19 protein-coding genes are annotated in these 16637 nt (G+C 35.1%); 14 read left to right on the forward strand and 5 right to left on the reverse strand.

Annotated elements, in window-relative coordinates; translation table 11 throughout:
• Positions 1–80: 80 nt before the first annotated feature.
• From J2Z40_RS00160 to J2Z40_RS00185, 6 genes are all read left to right on the forward strand, one after another.
• A complete protein-coding gene (locus tag J2Z40_RS00160) occupies positions 81–305 on the forward strand; it encodes a hypothetical protein (protein WP_066395019.1) in 225 nt (74 codons plus the stop codon).
• 462 nt (positions 306–767) lie between these two features.
• Positions 768–1880 carry a SpoIIE family protein phosphatase gene (locus tag J2Z40_RS00165; RefSeq protein ID WP_066395015.1) on the forward strand — a complete coding sequence of 371 codons (1113 nt, stop codon included), beginning with the start codon at positions 768–770 and terminating at the stop codon, positions 1878–1880.
• Positions 1873–2325, forward strand: a complete 453-nt coding sequence (locus tag J2Z40_RS00170; protein ID WP_066395013.1) for an ATP-binding protein — start codon at positions 1873–1875, stop codon at positions 2323–2325. Before J2Z40_RS00165 ends, J2Z40_RS00170 begins: the two co-directional genes overlap by 8 nt.
• Positions 2325–4010: a methyl-accepting chemotaxis protein gene (locus J2Z40_RS00175; RefSeq protein ID WP_066395010.1), complete on the forward strand. Its 1686-nt coding sequence runs from the start codon at positions 2325–2327 to the stop codon at positions 4008–4010. The genes J2Z40_RS00170 and J2Z40_RS00175 overlap by 1 nt, the downstream gene beginning before the upstream one ends.
• A 14-nt stretch (positions 4011–4024) precedes the next feature.
• Positions 4025–4336, forward strand: a complete 312-nt coding sequence (locus J2Z40_RS00180; protein ID WP_209795138.1) for an STAS domain-containing protein — start codon at positions 4025–4027, stop codon at positions 4334–4336.
• 399 nt (positions 4337–4735) lie between these two features.
• Positions 4736–5095: a hypothetical protein gene (locus J2Z40_RS00185; RefSeq protein WP_066395007.1), complete on the forward strand. Its 360-nt coding sequence runs from the start codon at positions 4736–4738 to the stop codon at positions 5093–5095.
• A 188-nt stretch (positions 5096–5283) separates the two neighbouring features.
• Here J2Z40_RS00185 and J2Z40_RS00190 read toward each other — a convergent pair whose 3' ends face one another.
• Positions 5284–5982: a Crp/Fnr family transcriptional regulator gene (locus J2Z40_RS00190; protein ID WP_066395005.1), complete on the reverse strand. Its 699-nt coding sequence runs from the start codon at positions 5980–5982 to the stop codon at positions 5284–5286.
• Positions 5983–6169: 187 nt separating this feature from the next.
• Between J2Z40_RS00190 and J2Z40_RS00195 the strand changes: the two genes are divergently transcribed.
• Positions 6170–7372: a nitrate/nitrite transporter gene (locus tag J2Z40_RS00195; RefSeq protein WP_066395003.1), complete on the forward strand. Its 1203-nt coding sequence runs from the start codon at positions 6170–6172 to the stop codon at positions 7370–7372.
• A gap of 145 nt (positions 7373–7517) precedes the next feature.
• Here J2Z40_RS00195 and J2Z40_RS00200 read toward each other — a convergent pair whose 3' ends face one another.
• Positions 7518–8054 (reverse strand): CBO0543 family protein, encoded by a 537-nt coding sequence (locus tag J2Z40_RS00200; protein WP_342590303.1) that lies wholly within the window; start codon positions 8052–8054, stop codon positions 7518–7520.
• A 167-nt stretch (positions 8055–8221) separates the two neighbouring features.
• Between J2Z40_RS00200 and J2Z40_RS00205 the strand changes: the two genes are divergently transcribed.
• Both J2Z40_RS00205 and J2Z40_RS00210 read left to right on the forward strand, forming a co-directional pair.
• Positions 8222–8506 carry a hypothetical protein gene (locus J2Z40_RS00205; protein WP_066395002.1) on the forward strand — a complete coding sequence of 95 codons (285 nt, stop codon included), beginning with the start codon at positions 8222–8224 and terminating at the stop codon, positions 8504–8506.
• Between the two features lie 255 nt (positions 8507–8761).
• Positions 8762–9481 carry a YebC/PmpR family DNA-binding transcriptional regulator gene (locus tag J2Z40_RS00210; protein ID WP_066395000.1) on the forward strand — a complete coding sequence of 240 codons (720 nt, stop codon included), beginning with the start codon at positions 8762–8764 and terminating at the stop codon, positions 9479–9481.
• 46 nt (positions 9482–9527) lie between these two features.
• On the opposite strand, the gene J2Z40_RS00215 is transcribed toward J2Z40_RS00210, so the two are convergent.
• Complete coding sequence (locus J2Z40_RS00215) at positions 9528–9821, reverse strand: spore coat protein (protein ID WP_066394998.1); 294 nt, start codon at positions 9819–9821, stop codon at positions 9528–9530.
• A 21-nt stretch (positions 9822–9842) separates the two neighbouring features.
• Positions 9843–10046, reverse strand: a complete 204-nt coding sequence (locus J2Z40_RS00220; protein WP_066394997.1) for a hypothetical protein — start codon at positions 10044–10046, stop codon at positions 9843–9845.
• Between the two features lie 182 nt (positions 10047–10228).
• Between J2Z40_RS00220 and J2Z40_RS00225 the strand changes: the two genes are divergently transcribed.
• Positions 10229–10771: a DUF1697 domain-containing protein gene (locus J2Z40_RS00225; protein ID WP_066394994.1), complete on the forward strand. Its 543-nt coding sequence runs from the start codon at positions 10229–10231 to the stop codon at positions 10769–10771.
• 1464 nt (positions 10772–12235) lie between these two features.
• Here J2Z40_RS00225 and J2Z40_RS00230 read toward each other — a convergent pair.
• Positions 12236–13147, reverse strand: coding sequence for a nuclease-related domain-containing protein (locus tag J2Z40_RS00230; RefSeq protein WP_066394990.1), 912 nt, complete (start codon positions 13145–13147; stop codon positions 12236–12238).
• Between the two features lie 163 nt (positions 13148–13310).
• Between J2Z40_RS00230 and J2Z40_RS00235 the strand changes: the two genes are divergently transcribed.
• The 4 genes from J2Z40_RS00235 to J2Z40_RS00250 all read left to right on the forward strand — a co-directional run bounded on the left by J2Z40_RS00235 (position 13311) and on the right by J2Z40_RS00250 (position 16636).
• Positions 13311–13826 (forward strand): cupin domain-containing protein, encoded by a 516-nt coding sequence (locus tag J2Z40_RS00235; protein ID WP_066394988.1) that lies wholly within the window; start codon positions 13311–13313, stop codon positions 13824–13826.
• Positions 13827–14054: 228 nt separating this feature from the next.
• Positions 14055–14732, forward strand: a complete 678-nt coding sequence (locus tag J2Z40_RS00240; RefSeq protein WP_066394986.1) for a PspA/IM30 family protein — start codon at positions 14055–14057, stop codon at positions 14730–14732.
• Between the two features lie 78 nt (positions 14733–14810).
• Complete coding sequence (locus J2Z40_RS00245; protein WP_066394983.1) at positions 14811–15839, forward strand: TFIIB-type zinc ribbon-containing protein; 1029 nt, start codon at positions 14811–14813, stop codon at positions 15837–15839.
• Positions 15803–16636: a TPM domain-containing protein gene (locus J2Z40_RS00250; protein WP_083953909.1), complete on the forward strand. Its 834-nt coding sequence runs from the start codon at positions 15803–15805 to the stop codon at positions 16634–16636. Before J2Z40_RS00245 ends, J2Z40_RS00250 begins: the two co-directional genes overlap by 37 nt.
• Position 16637: the final 1 nt, after the last annotated feature.

Consider the following 16637-nt stretch of genomic DNA (forward strand, 5'->3'; position numbering starts at 1 on the left):
ATTTTGTGATAATTATCATTGTATGTGAGGTTCAAATAGATTATAATTATTATAAATAATAATGAGAAGGAGGGAGAGGCATGGTTCGAATGACAGTAGCAGGAATTGGGGGATTTATCCTCGTTTTCATTGAATCATATATTGTAATGTTAATGAAGAGCTATCATACGATTGAATTTGGCGGCATGGCTCCTTTTATATCTGTATGGGCAATGAACTTTTTTCTACTATTTTCAATCCTCACCCACCTAAAACTATGGTATGAGGAACAGCAGACAGCTAAAGGTGAGACATCAAATTTATAAATATTAGAATGAACTGGCAAAGATACTGGTGAAAATCAGTATCTTTTTTTTGTATTGGAATTTAATTATGCATGGCATGCTGTGTAAAAGTGTAAATCTTTTGTTCTATGTCCAGCTCCACATGGATTTTTTCGGTAGTGTAAGTACCGTACGAGAAAACTTTTCTTCGTAAAGAGAGACGTTGTTTGTTCATTTCCGTTCTTCAGTATTTGCGTCAACATCGGTTCAAACACTCATCGTGTTTTCTTTCTAGAATCAGACAGTTCTAGTTTGTACGGCGATAATTTCATAGCCTATTTTTTGATATCTTCAAAAAATAGGCTATCGATTTTAGAAAAGCGAGTTATAAGCTTCCTTGTATTCGTGAAATGATTGTGAACATTTTATTGTTAAATAGGATTCGTAGGTAAATAGGCTTATAATGAAAAGGAAAAATATGTTGATGAAAGTGTGAGACACACTATGATACAGTTGAGCGAAAATAGCAAAGAAGAGATTGAAGGCTTTCATGAATTACTATTAAATACACCAAATCTATGTTATTCAATTTTTCAAAATATGACTGAAGGAATTGTCATTACAGATACGAAAGCAAATATCCTGCATGCGAATCAAGCTTATTGTTCAATATCGGGATATACATTGAAGGAATTGATTGGCAGAAATGTGAATGTTCTTAAATCGAATCTTCACGACCAATCGTTTTATCAGGGGTTTTGGAATTGTATAATTTCAAACGGGAAGTGGACGGGAGAAATTTGGAATCGACATCAAAGTGGTCGGTTATATCTTCAAAAGGTAAGTATTTTTGCAATTAGGGATGAAAAAGGAAGGGTTATACAATATGCAGCAGTAACAACTGATATATCTGAGGAAGATAAATTAAGGAAAGATATTGTCCGAACAGGAATACTTCAAAAAACATTGCTGCCATCGACGTTATGTTTACAATCGATCATTGTGGAAACAGTTTTTATGCCTTTAAATTATATTGGTGGAGACTTTTATGATTTTTATTGGGATCAGGAGAATCAAATTCTTTCAGGTTATATAATTGATATTATGGGCCATGGAGTAACCGCTGCCTTTCAAAATTCGGTTTTAAGAGTATTATTTTCGCAAAACTTTTCTCATAATAGTAGCTTAATTGACGTTCTATCAAATATAAACTGTGAATCGACGAACTATTTTTTAGAAGATACATTTGCTGCTGGTTTATGTTTTCGAATGGACATACAAAATGGGACGTTAACCTATGCATGTGCGGGGATGAATAAATTTATTAAATGTCAAGCAAATGGAGAAATGGTAATTGTAAAACAAAAAGGGCCATACCTAGGAGTAATGGAACATCCTGCTTTTACTGAACATACGATTTCAATTGCTAAAGGTGATTCCTTCTATTTCATGACTGATGGGTTTATGGATTTATTCGAAAAGGAAAATAGATTCCGTAATAATGACTTTAAGGAAAATATCAATAAATTAAGAGGAATAAATATTAATGAATTAAAAGATGATGCATCTGCTATCGGAATCTTTGTAAAAGAGGTTGGAGGAAGTAGCCATGTGTAATTATCAGCTTAGATTTAGAACAATAGAAGAATATTGTGCACTCCGATGTGCAATTAAAAAGGACATCCAGAAGATACTTGGAGAAGAGAACTCCTTTTTTATGGAAGTTGCTATTAACGAGGCTGTAAACAATGCTCTTCGTGCAAATGATTCTAAAGAAGTAATCTGTTTTAACCTTCGTGTGAGCGCTAATAATCGATTGATCATTCGAATTAAGGACCACGGAGAAGGTTTTGACGTAAATAAAGCATGGATGGAGCTCTCTAACTCAGACCTTTTCGAGGATAGGTTATTTAATGAATCAGGTAGAGGACTTTCCATTATTCATTTAGCAGTAGACAAAATGGTTTTTAATAAAAAGGGAAATGAGTTATTACTAATGAAATATATTACACCAAACATAAATAGTGTGACAAAAAAAGCAAGTATTGAGGTGTTTGCATAATGTCTAAATTAACAAAAAAATTATTAATTTCGTATTTAATTATTGTAGTGATCATGGCGGGGCTTGGTTATACAGCCGTATCGACTCTTTCTTCTGTAAATCAAAATGGAAGATCTATGCATGATGAAAGTGTTGTTCCCTTAAGTCAAATAGCTGAAATAGCAAAATACGCAGAGAATACAAGAGTTCAAATGGTGACCTCGGTAAATAGTGAAAATTCAGCGCCAACTGAAGTAGCAGAAAAAAATATAACGCATATTCGTGAATTGTTTGAAGCATATGGAAAAATGAAAATGGATGACGAATCAAAAGCTAAATTCAATGAATTACAAGGTAACTGGACTTCATTTACAGACATTGTAGCAAATAACATTCAATTCGTTCGAAATGGACAATTTGATCTAGCAAATGAGGGATTAGCAAAAGGGAAAATACCTTTTGACAAAGCGAGTGACAATTTAAGTGAATTAATCGAGTTGAATAAGCGAGTTGCTGACCATTTAATTAGTAATAATCAAAAGGAGTATGATCAATCAAGATATACACTGCTTATCATCGTTTTAATTGCAATCATCTTAGCTATTGGGATTGGATTATTTGCAGGAAAGAGCATTGCTCAACCAGTTAAGAAAATTTCGGAAAGAGCGCTTCAAATTGCAAAAGGAGATTTAACAGGCGAGTCTGTCTATGTAAAAAATAAGGATGAAATTGGTGATTTAGCAAACGCATTTAATGATATGAATGGAAGCTTGAGGCAGTTAGTTACTTCTGTTTATCGTTCATCAGATGAGTTATCAGCTGTTTCAGAAGAAATGGCTGCTTCAAGTGAACAAGTGACAGCATCTGTTTCAGAAATTTCAATTTCAATGAATCACGTTGCTGAAACTACGGATAAGGGCAATCAATCAGTTATGGATGTTACGAAAGTTTTATTAGAATTGTCCTCACTTATTCAAATTGCAAAAGGAAAGGCAACAGCAGCACTTGAAAATTCCCAGACTACATTCATTACTGCAAATGATGGCAAAGACATTGTGAATGAGTCGATTAGTAAAATGGAGTTGATTCGAAATCGAACAATTGAAACAGAGGAGCTTATACAAAGATTGGATCAATATTCTTTAGAAATTGGTCATATTACAAAAATGATTACAAATATTGCTGATCAAACAAATTTACTTGCGCTAAATGCCTCTATTGAAGCAGCACGTGCAGGCGAACATGGCCGTGGTTTTGCAGTTGTTGCTGAAGAAGTCCGTAAATTGGCAGAACAATCGAATGAAGGAGCAAATCAAGTTTCTGAACTTGTTAGGAAGATTTCTGGAAGTACAGGAGAGGCAGTACAAGCGATGCAGCAAAATCGAGTAGAAGTTGAACAAGGTGTAACTATTGTAGCAAGTGCAGGTAATGCATTGGATCGAATTCTAACAGCAGTAGCTGAAACATCGAAAGAAGTAGATGGGATTAAAAATGTGACGGATGAAGAGGTGGCAAGTTCTGAAAAAATCGTTTCACTTATAAACGAACTATCGACGGGAATGGAAAATACAACAACTAAAACAGAAGAAGTGGCGCTTGCTACAGAAGAAACAACAGCAGCAATTGAAACCGTTTCAAGTAGTGCGGAAGAAGTCAGTGCAATGGCAACGGAACTTAAGAATTCTGTGCATATTTTTAAAATATAAGGGGATTAAAAAGTATGATAAAGAAAATGGAGATCACACCAACCGAAAACAATCGAATCAACCTCATCTTAGAAGGAGATTTGTATGTTGAGCAAGCAGCAGAATTACGAGAAAGACTACTTCAAGAAATTGACAGAGGTGTTCATTATATTGATATTGACATGAATAACCTAAATTATATTGATAGTTCAGGGCTTGGTGTACTTATTGCAATCCAGAAACGTTGCATTAAAAAAGGAGGAGCCGTAATGATTTACGGTGTCCACGGGAAAATAAAGGAATTATTTGAATTAACGAGATTAAATAAAGTATTTAATATGGAATAAAATAAAAACTTGGAACAAATAGTCGTATAAAACGATCATTTATTCCAGGTTTTTTTCCATTAAGAATCACTCCAACTGATTTTGAATAGTAGCTGTACATTTATGTGAAATTTAGAATGGTATGATATCTAGTCAAAATTCCGATAAAATTGATTTTCATCTAACCTCAAAACCATGATTTTAGAGTGGGCTATACGATTATATCCAAGATATTACCATCTAAAGATCATAGGTCAATCCATTTTTATCTTATATTATGCCTTTAGCACATACCAGCGTATTCAATTTCTTATATTGGATTCATTTTGAAAAAAAGATAAATTTTTTCAAGGATTAGATGATGAGTTTTAGTAAAAATTAAACCTGTCACGTCAATAAAAGAAGTAGGAGGACAACTTCATGAAAAATAGGCTTTTGGTTTCAACAATAACAGCTGTCGTTTCATTAGGCTTTTTGTCTGCTTGTGGAGTAGATAATAATCGAATGAACGATACTGAAAATGTAAACTACAGCCCTGTTCGATATGATCGTTATGATGATGGCAATTCTAATCGAGCTAGAGGGAATAATATGAATAATAATGTTAATCCTACTCGATATCGCACAGATAATAACAATCTGAATATTGATGCGAACAGAAATAACCGGCTTAACGAAAATAATGAATGGTTTGGTACTGACAATGATGGTGTTTTTGACGATGACAGAAATAACCGCAATATTTTACCTGGAACGAATGGATCAATGACAGGCAGGTAAGTGTAGAGTTCACTTTAAAAGCGACATCGAAAAAGATGTCGCTTTTTAATATAATATTCTTAGCAAATAACGATGGAAGGTGGAACTTTTAAGTGAGAATGAAGTTGCCTGTTTCTGCAATCTGACCTTTTGGGTCACCGCTAGTCATAAAAAAGCACTACCAAGGATTTTGATAGTACTTTCATTTCTTATTCAATACTACAATAAATAACGGGGCAATTTTCACAGCCAATCTCGTCTTTCAAGTATTTCAAATTGTGAACGGTGATTTTCCCTTTTTTAATTGAGATGATCCCTTCGCGTTTTAATTCATTTAGCATTCTATTTGTGCTTTCTCTTGATGTCCCACAAAAATTACCGAGCTCCTGATTAGTCAATGGAAGGTCGATAAGTATGCCATCAGTTTTCTTAATCCCATAGCTATTTGTCATTCGAATAATTGTAGAATAGAGGGCCCCTTTTTTTCCATTTAATACAAGATCTCTGAATTTTGTTTGTGTCTTACGAAAATGGTCGCTCATCCATTTCATAAATTCAAATGCTAATGCACTGTTTTGAAAAATTTCTGTTTCGATTACTTCCTTTTTAATGACGGCTACTTCACCTTCTTCAATTACTAAGGCACTTAAAAGAAATTTAGGTGAATGAGTAAATAAGGTTAACTCACCGCAAATATCATTTTCCCCACAAATTCGCAAAGCAAGCTCACGTCCGTCTTTGTTGATTTTGCTAATTTGGATTTTTCCAGAAACAATTAAGTAAAGCTCTTCCGCTTTTTCACCTTCTTGAAAAAGATACTGACCCTTCACTGTTTTAATTGTTCGATTAGAAAGCTGAAGTAATTCTTTAATTTCAATAGAATGAGTTGGTTTCATCGGTTGAGTCATTCAAATATCACCCTTTTTTTATACACGATGTTGTTAAGTACATAATAACACATATACAGTGATAAACTCTTTCTATTTAACTGTGAATAATTTATGAACTTAAATTAAAATGTGAACTACTTCACATCTTTAAATGGCTAGATTTTTTACGATGGACTCATATAAGAGGCGAAAGGGGAACAATCAAATGAAAGCAAAAGCGATACAATTACCTCTTCAAACATTTAGTTTAATAGCAGGATTTATGGTATGGGTTATTTTATCCGCACTAATTCCATTTATTAAAGAGGAAATTCAATTATCTGCTAATCAATTAGCATTAGTAACTGCAATACCTGTTGTACTAGGTTCTATTCTTAGAATCCCAATTGGATATTGGACGAATCGATTTGGAGCAAGAAAACTTTTTTCAATAAGCTTTATTCTCTTATTATTTCCAATATACTATATAAGCATTGCCAATTCATTTATTGACTTACTTGTAGGTGGACTGTTTCTAGGGATAAGCGGAGCTGTCTTTTCAGTTGGTGTAACTTCCTTGCCAAAGTATTATCCGAAGGAAAAACATGGGTTTGTTAATGGAATCTATGGAGTAGGGAATGTCGGTACTGCAATTACAACCTTTGCTGCACCAGTGATTGCTTCACAAATTGGCTGGCAATCAACTGTACAAATTTTCTTAGTGATCGTTTTAATTGTAGCAATAGTTAACTTTTTCTTAGGAGATAAAAATGAACCAAAAGTAACGACTCCTCTGAAAGATCAAATTAAAAGTGTGTATAAAAATGAAAAACTCTGGTGTTTAAGCTTGTTCTATTTCTTAACTTTTGGTGCGTTTGTTGCATTTACAATCTATTTACCAAACTTCCTAGTTGCACATTTTGAGTTAGACAAGGTAGATGCAGGTATAAGAACAGCTGGTTTTATCGCAATTGCCACCTTCGTCCGTCCATTAGGTGGTTGGCTTGGAGACAAATTTAATTCATTCAAAATTTTAATGGTCGTTTTTACAGGTTTAACATTATCAGGGATTTTATTAGCATTTAATCCTTCGCTAGCTATTTATTCTATTGGCTGTTTGACAATTGCTTTTTGTGCAGGGATTGGAAACGGAACAATATTCAAATTAGTACCGATGTATTTCTCAAAGCAAGGCGGAATTGTCAACGGAATCGTTTCTGCAATGGGTGGTTTAGGAGGATTCTTCCCGCCATTAATGCTTTCATTTTTATTTAATCTGACTGGTCATTATGCGATTGGCTTTATGGCATTGTCACAAGTTGCACTTGCTAGCTTAATTATCGTCGTTTGGATGTATTATCAAGATAAGTTTGGATCTGCAATTCAAGAGGGCCATTCAGTAAAAGGCACAAATCAATATTCTCATTAATGTTTAATCGTTGACTATAGTAAGTTTGATCCAGTCAACTGTACAAATGAATCTTGTATTTTTGAATTACCTTGTAGCAAATAAAAGAAGCGGATTATCTTCATTAAGGTGACAATCTGCTTCTTTTTGCTATAAGTATTACTATTTATCGAAAGACACGAGATGGGATATCAAAAATATTCCATAAAAAAACAATGAAAACGATTGAAAACATCCATGCATAGAGCGGTTTGCAATGATGAATACGCAAGATTGAAAACATGACAATATTAAATAGGAATGACCAATAAAAATTCCAGCCATTTGAATGATTAATTATATTTAGTCGCAGATCAATGAATTCATTGATTGCATATATGAAAGACCATAAGAGAATAAAAAAAATTTGTTTGAATATTTTCTCCTTAGGGAAGTTTGGCAAGTACATAAGAATGGTTGCAGGGTATTTAATCGCCATAACTAATAATGAAATATGAGAATTTGTTATTCTTGTGTTTTCATTCATATCTTGTGGGGCGTATCTCCACATTGGATATATGTCTGAAAGAAGGTAAAGATATAAAAAATCTCCTATAACAAAAAACAAAAATGTAGGATAATATTTTTGCCAGTTTTTAATGTCACCCCATTTCCACATGGCAAATAACCATATAAATGCATATATTACATTAATGTTTAACACCTTCCAAAAATTCCTTTTTTTTAATATAACCAATTCATCGAAATTTATTATTCCGCAAAGGCTTTAATTGAACGGATTCACTCTTTATTAAGTGAAATGCCCACTCGTTGGATGTTTATCTTGCATACAGTACAAGAGAAAGCATTTTTTAGAGGGAGAGGAAGCAGATGAATCAAAGAAATAATTATGGAGGACATCACGGCGGTCATCATGGAGGACACCACGGTGGTCATCATGGGGGACATCACGGTGGACACCATGGAGGGCATTCTAATTCATTAGGAGTTGGGGTACCATTTCTTGGAGGTGTATTAGGTGGATTAACGGTTGGGGCATTAGCTAACCCAGGATTCAGTGGATATCCATATCCAACACCATATCCAGCACCGTATCCAGCACCAACACCATTTCCACCTTCCTATTATCCATATGGGGGCTATCCGTATTATTAATGCAACAAATTAAAAACAAATAGTATGAGGCTTTCCAAAAAGTGGCTTTTCTAACTAGCGGAAGCCTTTTTTTGATGCTATTTCTTTGAATAAAAACTTAACAAATGATTAATTTAGGTATAATATAATTTAGTAGGTACAACCTCGTGAGGACAATATGAAATGGTGTTTAATTCATTATTGTTTTTTAAAATAGTGTGTCGAAATGTCTATTTTATATTTATATTTGATTTAATGTGAAAGTGAGTGTTCATAATGGGTCGTAAGTGGAATAATATTAAAGAAAAAAAAGCAGCAAAAGATGCAAATACGAGTCGAATTTATGCAAAATTTGGCCGTGAAATTTACGTAGTAGCGAGACAAGGAGAACCCGATCCAGAAGCAAATCAGGCTTTAAAGTTTACGCTGGAACGAGCAAAGACTTATAATGTGCCAAAACATATTATCGACCGTGCTATTGAAAAAGCAAAAGGCGGCTCAGATGAAAATTTTGATGAACTTCGTTACGAAGGCTTTGGACCCAATGGTTCAATGATCATAGTTGATGCGTTGACAAATAATGTTAATCGTACGGCTGCAGATGTACGCGCTGCTTTCGGTAAAAATGGTGGAAATATGGGTGTGAGTGGATCTGTTGCATATATGTTTGATTCAACTGCTGTAATTGGACTTGAAGGGAAAACGGCAGATGAAGTACTCGAAAATTTAATGGAAGCAGATGTCGATGTACGTGACATTTTAGAAGAAGATGAAGCAGTGATCATTTATGCAGATCCAGATCAGTTCCATGCAGTGCAACAAGCACTTAAAGATGTAGGTATCAATGAATTTACCGTTGCTGAAATAACAATGCTTGCGCAAAACGATGTAGAGCTAGCAGGAGATGCAAGGGAAAAGTTTGAAAAGATGATTGATGCATTAGAGGATTTAGAAGATGTTCAGCAAGTTTATCATAATGTTGATTTAGGAGAATAATAAATTGAGCAGACCAAACGATGAGTTTAAAGGTCTGCTCTTTTCATTAAAATTGTTCATCAGGGTGTAAATTATTTTGCATAAATTCTTGTACTTTGTGGATGTCTCCAGTTGTGGCAATGTCCGTTTTATACCAGCCATTCTCATTCATTTTTTCATAAAGACTGTAATGATTATTATTGGCATTTTCAAAACATTGCTGATAAATTTCACGCAATTCATTATGGCTTGTTTCTAGCATCGTATTGCTTACACTTCGACATCTGCCTTTTTCTAATTCCAGGCATAGCTGTAGCATTTCTCGATCCGTTAAACCGCGCTTCCCAATATTATTTGGCATTGCCATACATCCCTTTCATTTTTACTGAATCATTTTTGAACGGTTAAAGTACTGTGACAGTTCAGCAATTTTTAATTGGTGACTTTCCGCTAGCTGTTCAAGCATAGCTCCTAGTTCTTGGTCGTCGCATTGTGAGGCACACCAATTCAATGTTTTTGCAGTAATCTCCTCTGCACGGATTTCATCTTCTATATAGGAAAGCTCTTTCTTCGTTAGCTGATTCATCTTCATTCACCCCCAAGAATGATTATCCTTTTCTTTCCTAGTATTTATTGAAATAATCCTTTTTATCCATCTGATAGTTAAGAAGGATTTATGGGGTTTTTATCGAACATATTTTATGAACTAGTCAGGTTTGTAATTGGTAACAATGAGTGAATAATGAAAATGTTGTTGGGAGGAGAATTATGATATATATTGCACTTCTTCGGGGGATAAATGTCGGAGGAAAGAATAAAATTGACATGAAGCTACTAAAACAAACGTTTGAACAAGTTGGAATGAATGATGTAGTGACATACATCAATACAGGTAATATTATTTTTTCATCAAAAAGCTCCAATAAAAATGAACTTTCACTTATTTTGGAAGAAGCAATCCATGGTGATTTTGGATTACCTATTAAAGTAATCGTTCGTAGTTTCAATGACGTCAGCAGAATCATTCAAGCAATTCCAGACGATTGGAGAAATGACAAAGACATGAAAAGTGATGTCATGTTTTTATGGGATGAAATTGATGATGAATCTATTCTTAAGGAGTTAGTCATTAAACCAATAGATACAGTGAAATATGTTCCTGGCGCTATTTTATGGTCCGTTGATAAAGAAAATATAACAAAAAGCGGAATGACAAAGATCATTGGATCAAAATTATACAAACAAGTGACGGTAAGAAATGTCAATACTGCTCGCAAAATATATGAACTCATGCATGGTCAAAATAATTAGCTTGCTAGATGATCATGCTAGCGGGAACGGATAGCTGGTTATAAAAGAAATAATGGTTAAACTCCAAATAACTATAATGAAAAGTACTCTGTCATATATAATAAGTAGTCCCGATCATGTCAAGATATGTAAATCCATTCGAAATTTCAAACAAAACGAATGGATTTTCTGTGTGAAAATCCATTTGTTTCAACTTGTGTGGACATTGAGTCCGTTATTAGCTAATATTTAGGTGGAATTAACGCCCTTTCAGATAAATAACGGAACGTATGTCCGATAAAAATGTGAAAGCATAATTATTGTTGCCAATAGAGGAACGTATGTCCTGTTAAGATTGCCGGAAGAGTTCATCGACTGATGGTGATGTTCAAGTGAGCTATTGAATTATAGCTCATCTAAATATTGGTTGAAATAGTTTATAGAGATTGGGATCGGTCTGTATTCTCTTTCTAGTAGTACTAATCCGAATAACTAGTGAGATTATGGACCAATCCCTTTGACAGAGAAAAGTTAATGGGATAAAACTCTTGGGAAAGCAGTGGGACTGGTTTCATAGAAGAGTGTAATGGGACAAAACCTTTGAAAAAATTGAGAGGATTGTCTCACAGAAGTGTTTCATCCGGCGAACCTTTAAAAAAACTGGGAGGCTTCTCTCGTAGAAGCAATCAATGGTACAAAACCTATGAAAAAACGAAGGAAAATGTCCCATAGAAGCAATCAATGGTACAAAACCTATGAAAAACGAAGGAACATGTCCCATAGAAGCATTCAATGGTACAAAACCCATGAAGAAACGAAGGAACTTGTCCCATAGAAGCAATCAATGGTACAAAATCCATGAAGAAACGAAGGAACTTGTCCCATAGAAGCAATCAATGGTACAAAATCCATGAGGAAACGAAGGAACATGTCCCATAGAAGCATTCAATGGTACAAAACCCTTGAAGAAACGAAGGAACATGTCCCATTAATAGAAGCAATCAATGGTACAAAACCCATAAAGAAACGAAGGAACATGTCCCATAGAAGCAATCAATGGTACAAAACCATGAAGAAACGAAGGAAAATGTCCCATAGAAGCAATCAATGGTACAAAATCCATGAAGAAACGAAGGAAAATGTCCCATAGAAGCAATCAATGGTACAAAACCCATGAAAAAACGAAGGAACATGTCCCATAGAAGCAATCAATGGTACAAAACCCATGAGGAAACGAAGGAACATGTCCCATAGAAGCAATCAATGGTACAAAACCCATGAAGAAACGAAGGAACTTGTCTCATAGAAGCAATCAATGGTACAAAACCCATGAGGAAACGAAGGAACATGTCTCATAGAAGCATTCAATGGTGCAAAATTGCTAAAAACTTAAAGTATAAGTCTCATAGTAGCAGCATTCAATTAGATAAAGTCAATAAAAATCAAAAGACTTGACTAAAGATCAAACACTTTTGGAAATGATGGTTACTCATAATAAGTTCCTCGATATTTCCCTGCAATTTTAAAGTTCTTTCTTAATATCCTACTCACTCTTTTTCTACAATTAATCAGTCCACACCATTTTATTGCCTCATTAGTGGTAATTTTCCAATTAGGATTCAATAGCTTTATTTGTTTAATCGTTCGAACAATTGCAGTTTCAACGCTTTCTTTAAATCCACAATTACTACAAATACACGATAGACCATTAACATCAATAGAGAAGGAATGACAAAATTTACAATTAACTCCGGTTTTCAGATGCTCGTATTTATAGGAAGGCAATCGTGTATATGGGGACTTTTCAATGTGAAGAGACACCAATTTATCAGCAAGAAGTCTGTCAGTACCATTGTGACTTGACATTGCAGCATCCAAGTTTCGTAAATGAGATGTTACTTGAGTTGGAAAAATAAAATGTTTATTGAGAGGAGCTTGATATAAAGTAAACTGGGGGTTGATAAAAACAACATGGGATTCAATAGGGAATTTGTGCCCAATAGTATGAAGTAATTGGCGGAGTAGGGACTTAGTACGATTCATTTGATGAAGAGGATTATTATATTCTGTCTGGGGTAATTTATATATTCTATCAGTCTCAGTATCGTATAAATAATCTCCATCATAATTCTTCACTTCGTATAAGTAGATTGTTCCGGAAATAATAATGAGTGTGTCGATTTGAAATGTCGAGTTGTTTACCTTTAACAGTAAACCATTCATTATATAGCATTCGGATTGTAGCTTGTCTGTTAACTGATCAAACAGCATTTCTCCTTCATAGCCTTTTCTAAGTCTGTAATATTGCTGGCGATCTATTTCTGATAGCGTCATTCGAGGCTTTAATGCGTTTAAAAAAGTTAATTCTTCTGGTTCCAAACGAGGTTTATAGATCATAAGGTTCATCCTTTCTTTTTATTCAATCCTATTTTATCTTAAATCTACTGTGGTTCCTATTAAAATCTAAATATTCCTTCAACTGTTTTCTGCTCATACAAGTATCATACTCTGAGCATTGCGCATAGGATAATTTAGTCTATTTATGAAGGGATTGATAAAAATGTACTATATTCCTTATCCTAATTACCCGGTGCAGCTATTTCATAGATTTCCTATTATACCGAATGAGCTTGTACAAATAAATCAATTTGGTTACTATCATCCGTCTCCACAAGGTCGCGCGATGTCAAAAGATCATGGGAAACAACCTTATGTCGTAAATATTGAGGAGGCAGCAAAGAAAAATAAAACGTTTCGTACAGCTTTATGGACAGGGAATCATTTGCAAGTTACTGTGATGAGTATACGAGTGGGCGAGGATATTGGTTTAGAAGTTCATCCTCGAACAGATCAATTTCTGCGTATTGAAGAGGGGCAAGGAATTGTTCAGATGGGAAATTCCAAGAATCATTTAGACTTTCAGAAAAGAGTTTATGAGGATGATGCCATTATGGTACCAGCAGGAAAATGGCATAATATTATCAATATCGGGAACAAACCGCTTAAGCTTTATACAATTTATGCACCACCAGAGCACCCATTTGGTACAATTCATCAAACGAAAGCTGACGAATAAGGTTAACGGGGCAGGAAACTGTCCCAATATAAGTAATCGTAGGATGCCCCCTTTTTACATACATAGCTTAATTGAATAGATTACGATTTTTCTAAAACATGAAACTTTTTTTCTAGAAAACAGTATAGTGTAGTATTGGACTTTTCTAACTATCTTCTTATAGGCAGTTAGGATTGTTTGATTTCAAAAAGGAAATCGAGTGAAACATTCAAAGGGGGAATAGTGAGTATGAGTATTATCACAAGATTTAAAGATATTATGTCAAGTAACATTCATGCGTTATTAGATAAAGCGGAGAATCCAGAGAAAATGATTGATCAGTACTTAAGAAATCTTAATCGAGATTTAGGCAAGGTTAAATCAGAAACAGCATCAGTTATGGCGGAAGAACAGCGGACAAAAAGAGAATTGAATGCATGCCAAGATGATATGGAAAAAATGGAGCGATACGCAATCAAGGCATTGGAAGCAGGAAATGAAGGGGATGCAAGAAAATTCCTGGAGAAGAAGGCCGTGTTAACAAATAATCTTGCAAATTTAGAAAGCTCTTATCAATTGGCTTCAACAAACTCCCTTCAAATGAAACAAATGCATGACAAACTTGTTGCTGATATCGGCGAATTGGAATCTCGGAGAAATATGCTAAAAGCAAAATGGTCAGTAGCAAAGACACAGGAGCGGATGAATAAGCTTGGAGCAACTGGAGTTAATTCCGGACAATCGATTTCTGCATTTGGAAGAATGGAAGATAAGGTGAACCGTGCACTTGATGAAGCGAATGCAATGGCTGAACTAAACGCTGAGCCTAAAGATGAAATCGCTGAACTAACAACTAAATATGATGAGCCGAGTAATAATAATATCGATCGCGAATTGGAAGCACTAAAAGATCGATTGAAGAAATGATGGACGAGGGGACAGAAACCAATAGTAGGCTGGACAGGGTTATAGTCCCCCTGTCTTCAAAATAGAGGTGGTTGGCATATGATTCTTCATTATAAATGTCCGAGTTGTGGAAGTGATATGAGCTTTGATTCTGAATCAGGAGAGCTAGCTTGTGATAGCTGTGGGAGACAGGATAAAATCGAAAGTTATCCTGAAGATTTAATCACAACTACATTTTCAGAAGATGAGGCGAAGGAGTACCACTGTGAGAACTGCGGAGCTGTGTTAATTACAGAGGCAGAGACAACCGCGACAAGTTGCAGTTTTTGTGGAGCTGGTGTGGTGATAGCGGATCGATTATCTGGGCATCTTGCTCCAGCAAAGGTGATTCCCTTTACAATAAGTAAGGAAGAGGCAACAAAGGCATTTCAGAAATGGTGCAGAAAAGGGCTGCTTACTCCGAAGGGTTTTATGAATGCGGATCGAATAAAAAGCATCACAGGGATGTATGTTCCTTTTTGGTTATTTGATTTAAATAGCAAGGTGCAAGTGAACGCTGTTTGTACGAAGGTAAGAATGTACACAAGGGGAGAATATATTTATACAGAAACAAAGTATTATGATGCTTTCCGTGATATAAATCTTGATTATGTGAAGATCCCTGTTGATGCATCAGAAAAAATGAATGATGGATTAATGGATAAACTAGAGCCATACCCATATGATCAATTGAAAAATTTTAAAACTCCGTATTTGGCGGGTTATATTGCGGAGAAATACAATTATACAGATGAAGAGCTCCTTCCACGGGCAAAGGATAAAATCAGCGGCTATATTGATTCCTACATTCGATCAACATTAACAGGCTATCATTCTGTAAATTATAAAGAGAAGACAATCGATACTAGAAACGTGAACAGCTACTATGTGCTGCTGCCTGTATGGATGGTCATCTATGATTATAACCAGTCCGAGCATACCTTTGCAATGAATGGCCAAACTGGAAAAGTAGTTGGTAAACCGCCAATTAGCTCAGGCAAGGTAAGTATGTGGTTTGGTGGCATTGCTGCTGGATCCTTGCTTGCATTAAAATGTGCCTCTTACTTCTTGGGAGGTGGCTTTTGGTGAGTGGTGGAAAAATAAAAAAGCAAAGTCTTTTTTTCTTATTGACTATTTTCATTCTATTTGTACCTTGGGGAATATCGGTTAACGCAGATTCTATGAATCAAAAACAGTATATATATGATTATGCTGAGCTGCTATCTGAAACAGAAGTTGAAGAGTTAGAATCTTTATCTAGTGAATTAAGTGAACAAATGAACACCGCTTTTATGGTGATCACTGTCAACGGCATGGATGGGAAGGACATTATTCCATATGTACAGGATTTCTATGATGAACATGCGCCAGGCTATGACCAGCCGCATGGAAATACTTCTATATTAACCATTGACTTACAGACTAGAGATGTGTATCTAGCAGGATTTAAAAAAGCAGAGCAATATTTAGATGATGCACGCTTAGATATGGTTCGTAATAAAATTACTCCTGATTTATCACAAGGCAACTATTTTCAAGCTTTTTCCGTATATATTCATACAGCCCATGACTATATGGGGTTTAAGCCAGGCGTTAATCCTGAAAATATATTGTTTAAATGGTGGTTCCAGCTGGCTGTATCATTAATTGTAGCTGGAATCATTGTAGCACTTATGGCCTATCGTTCTGGTGGCAGAGTCACTGTAAGTGCTCAGAATTATATGAATAACAATCAATCAGGTATACTTAATAAGTATGATAACTATATAAGACAAACTGTAACGAAGCAGAAAAAGCCATCTAGTAACACGAAAAGTGGTGGTGGAGGCGGCGGTGGAATTTCTCGAGGCGGCCACTCACATAGCGGAAGCAGAGGGAAATTTTAAA

Source organism: Cytobacillus eiseniae, assembly GCF_017874625.1.
Taxonomy (GTDB): domain Bacteria; phylum Bacillota; class Bacilli; order Bacillales; family Cytobacillaceae; genus Cytobacillus; species Cytobacillus eiseniae.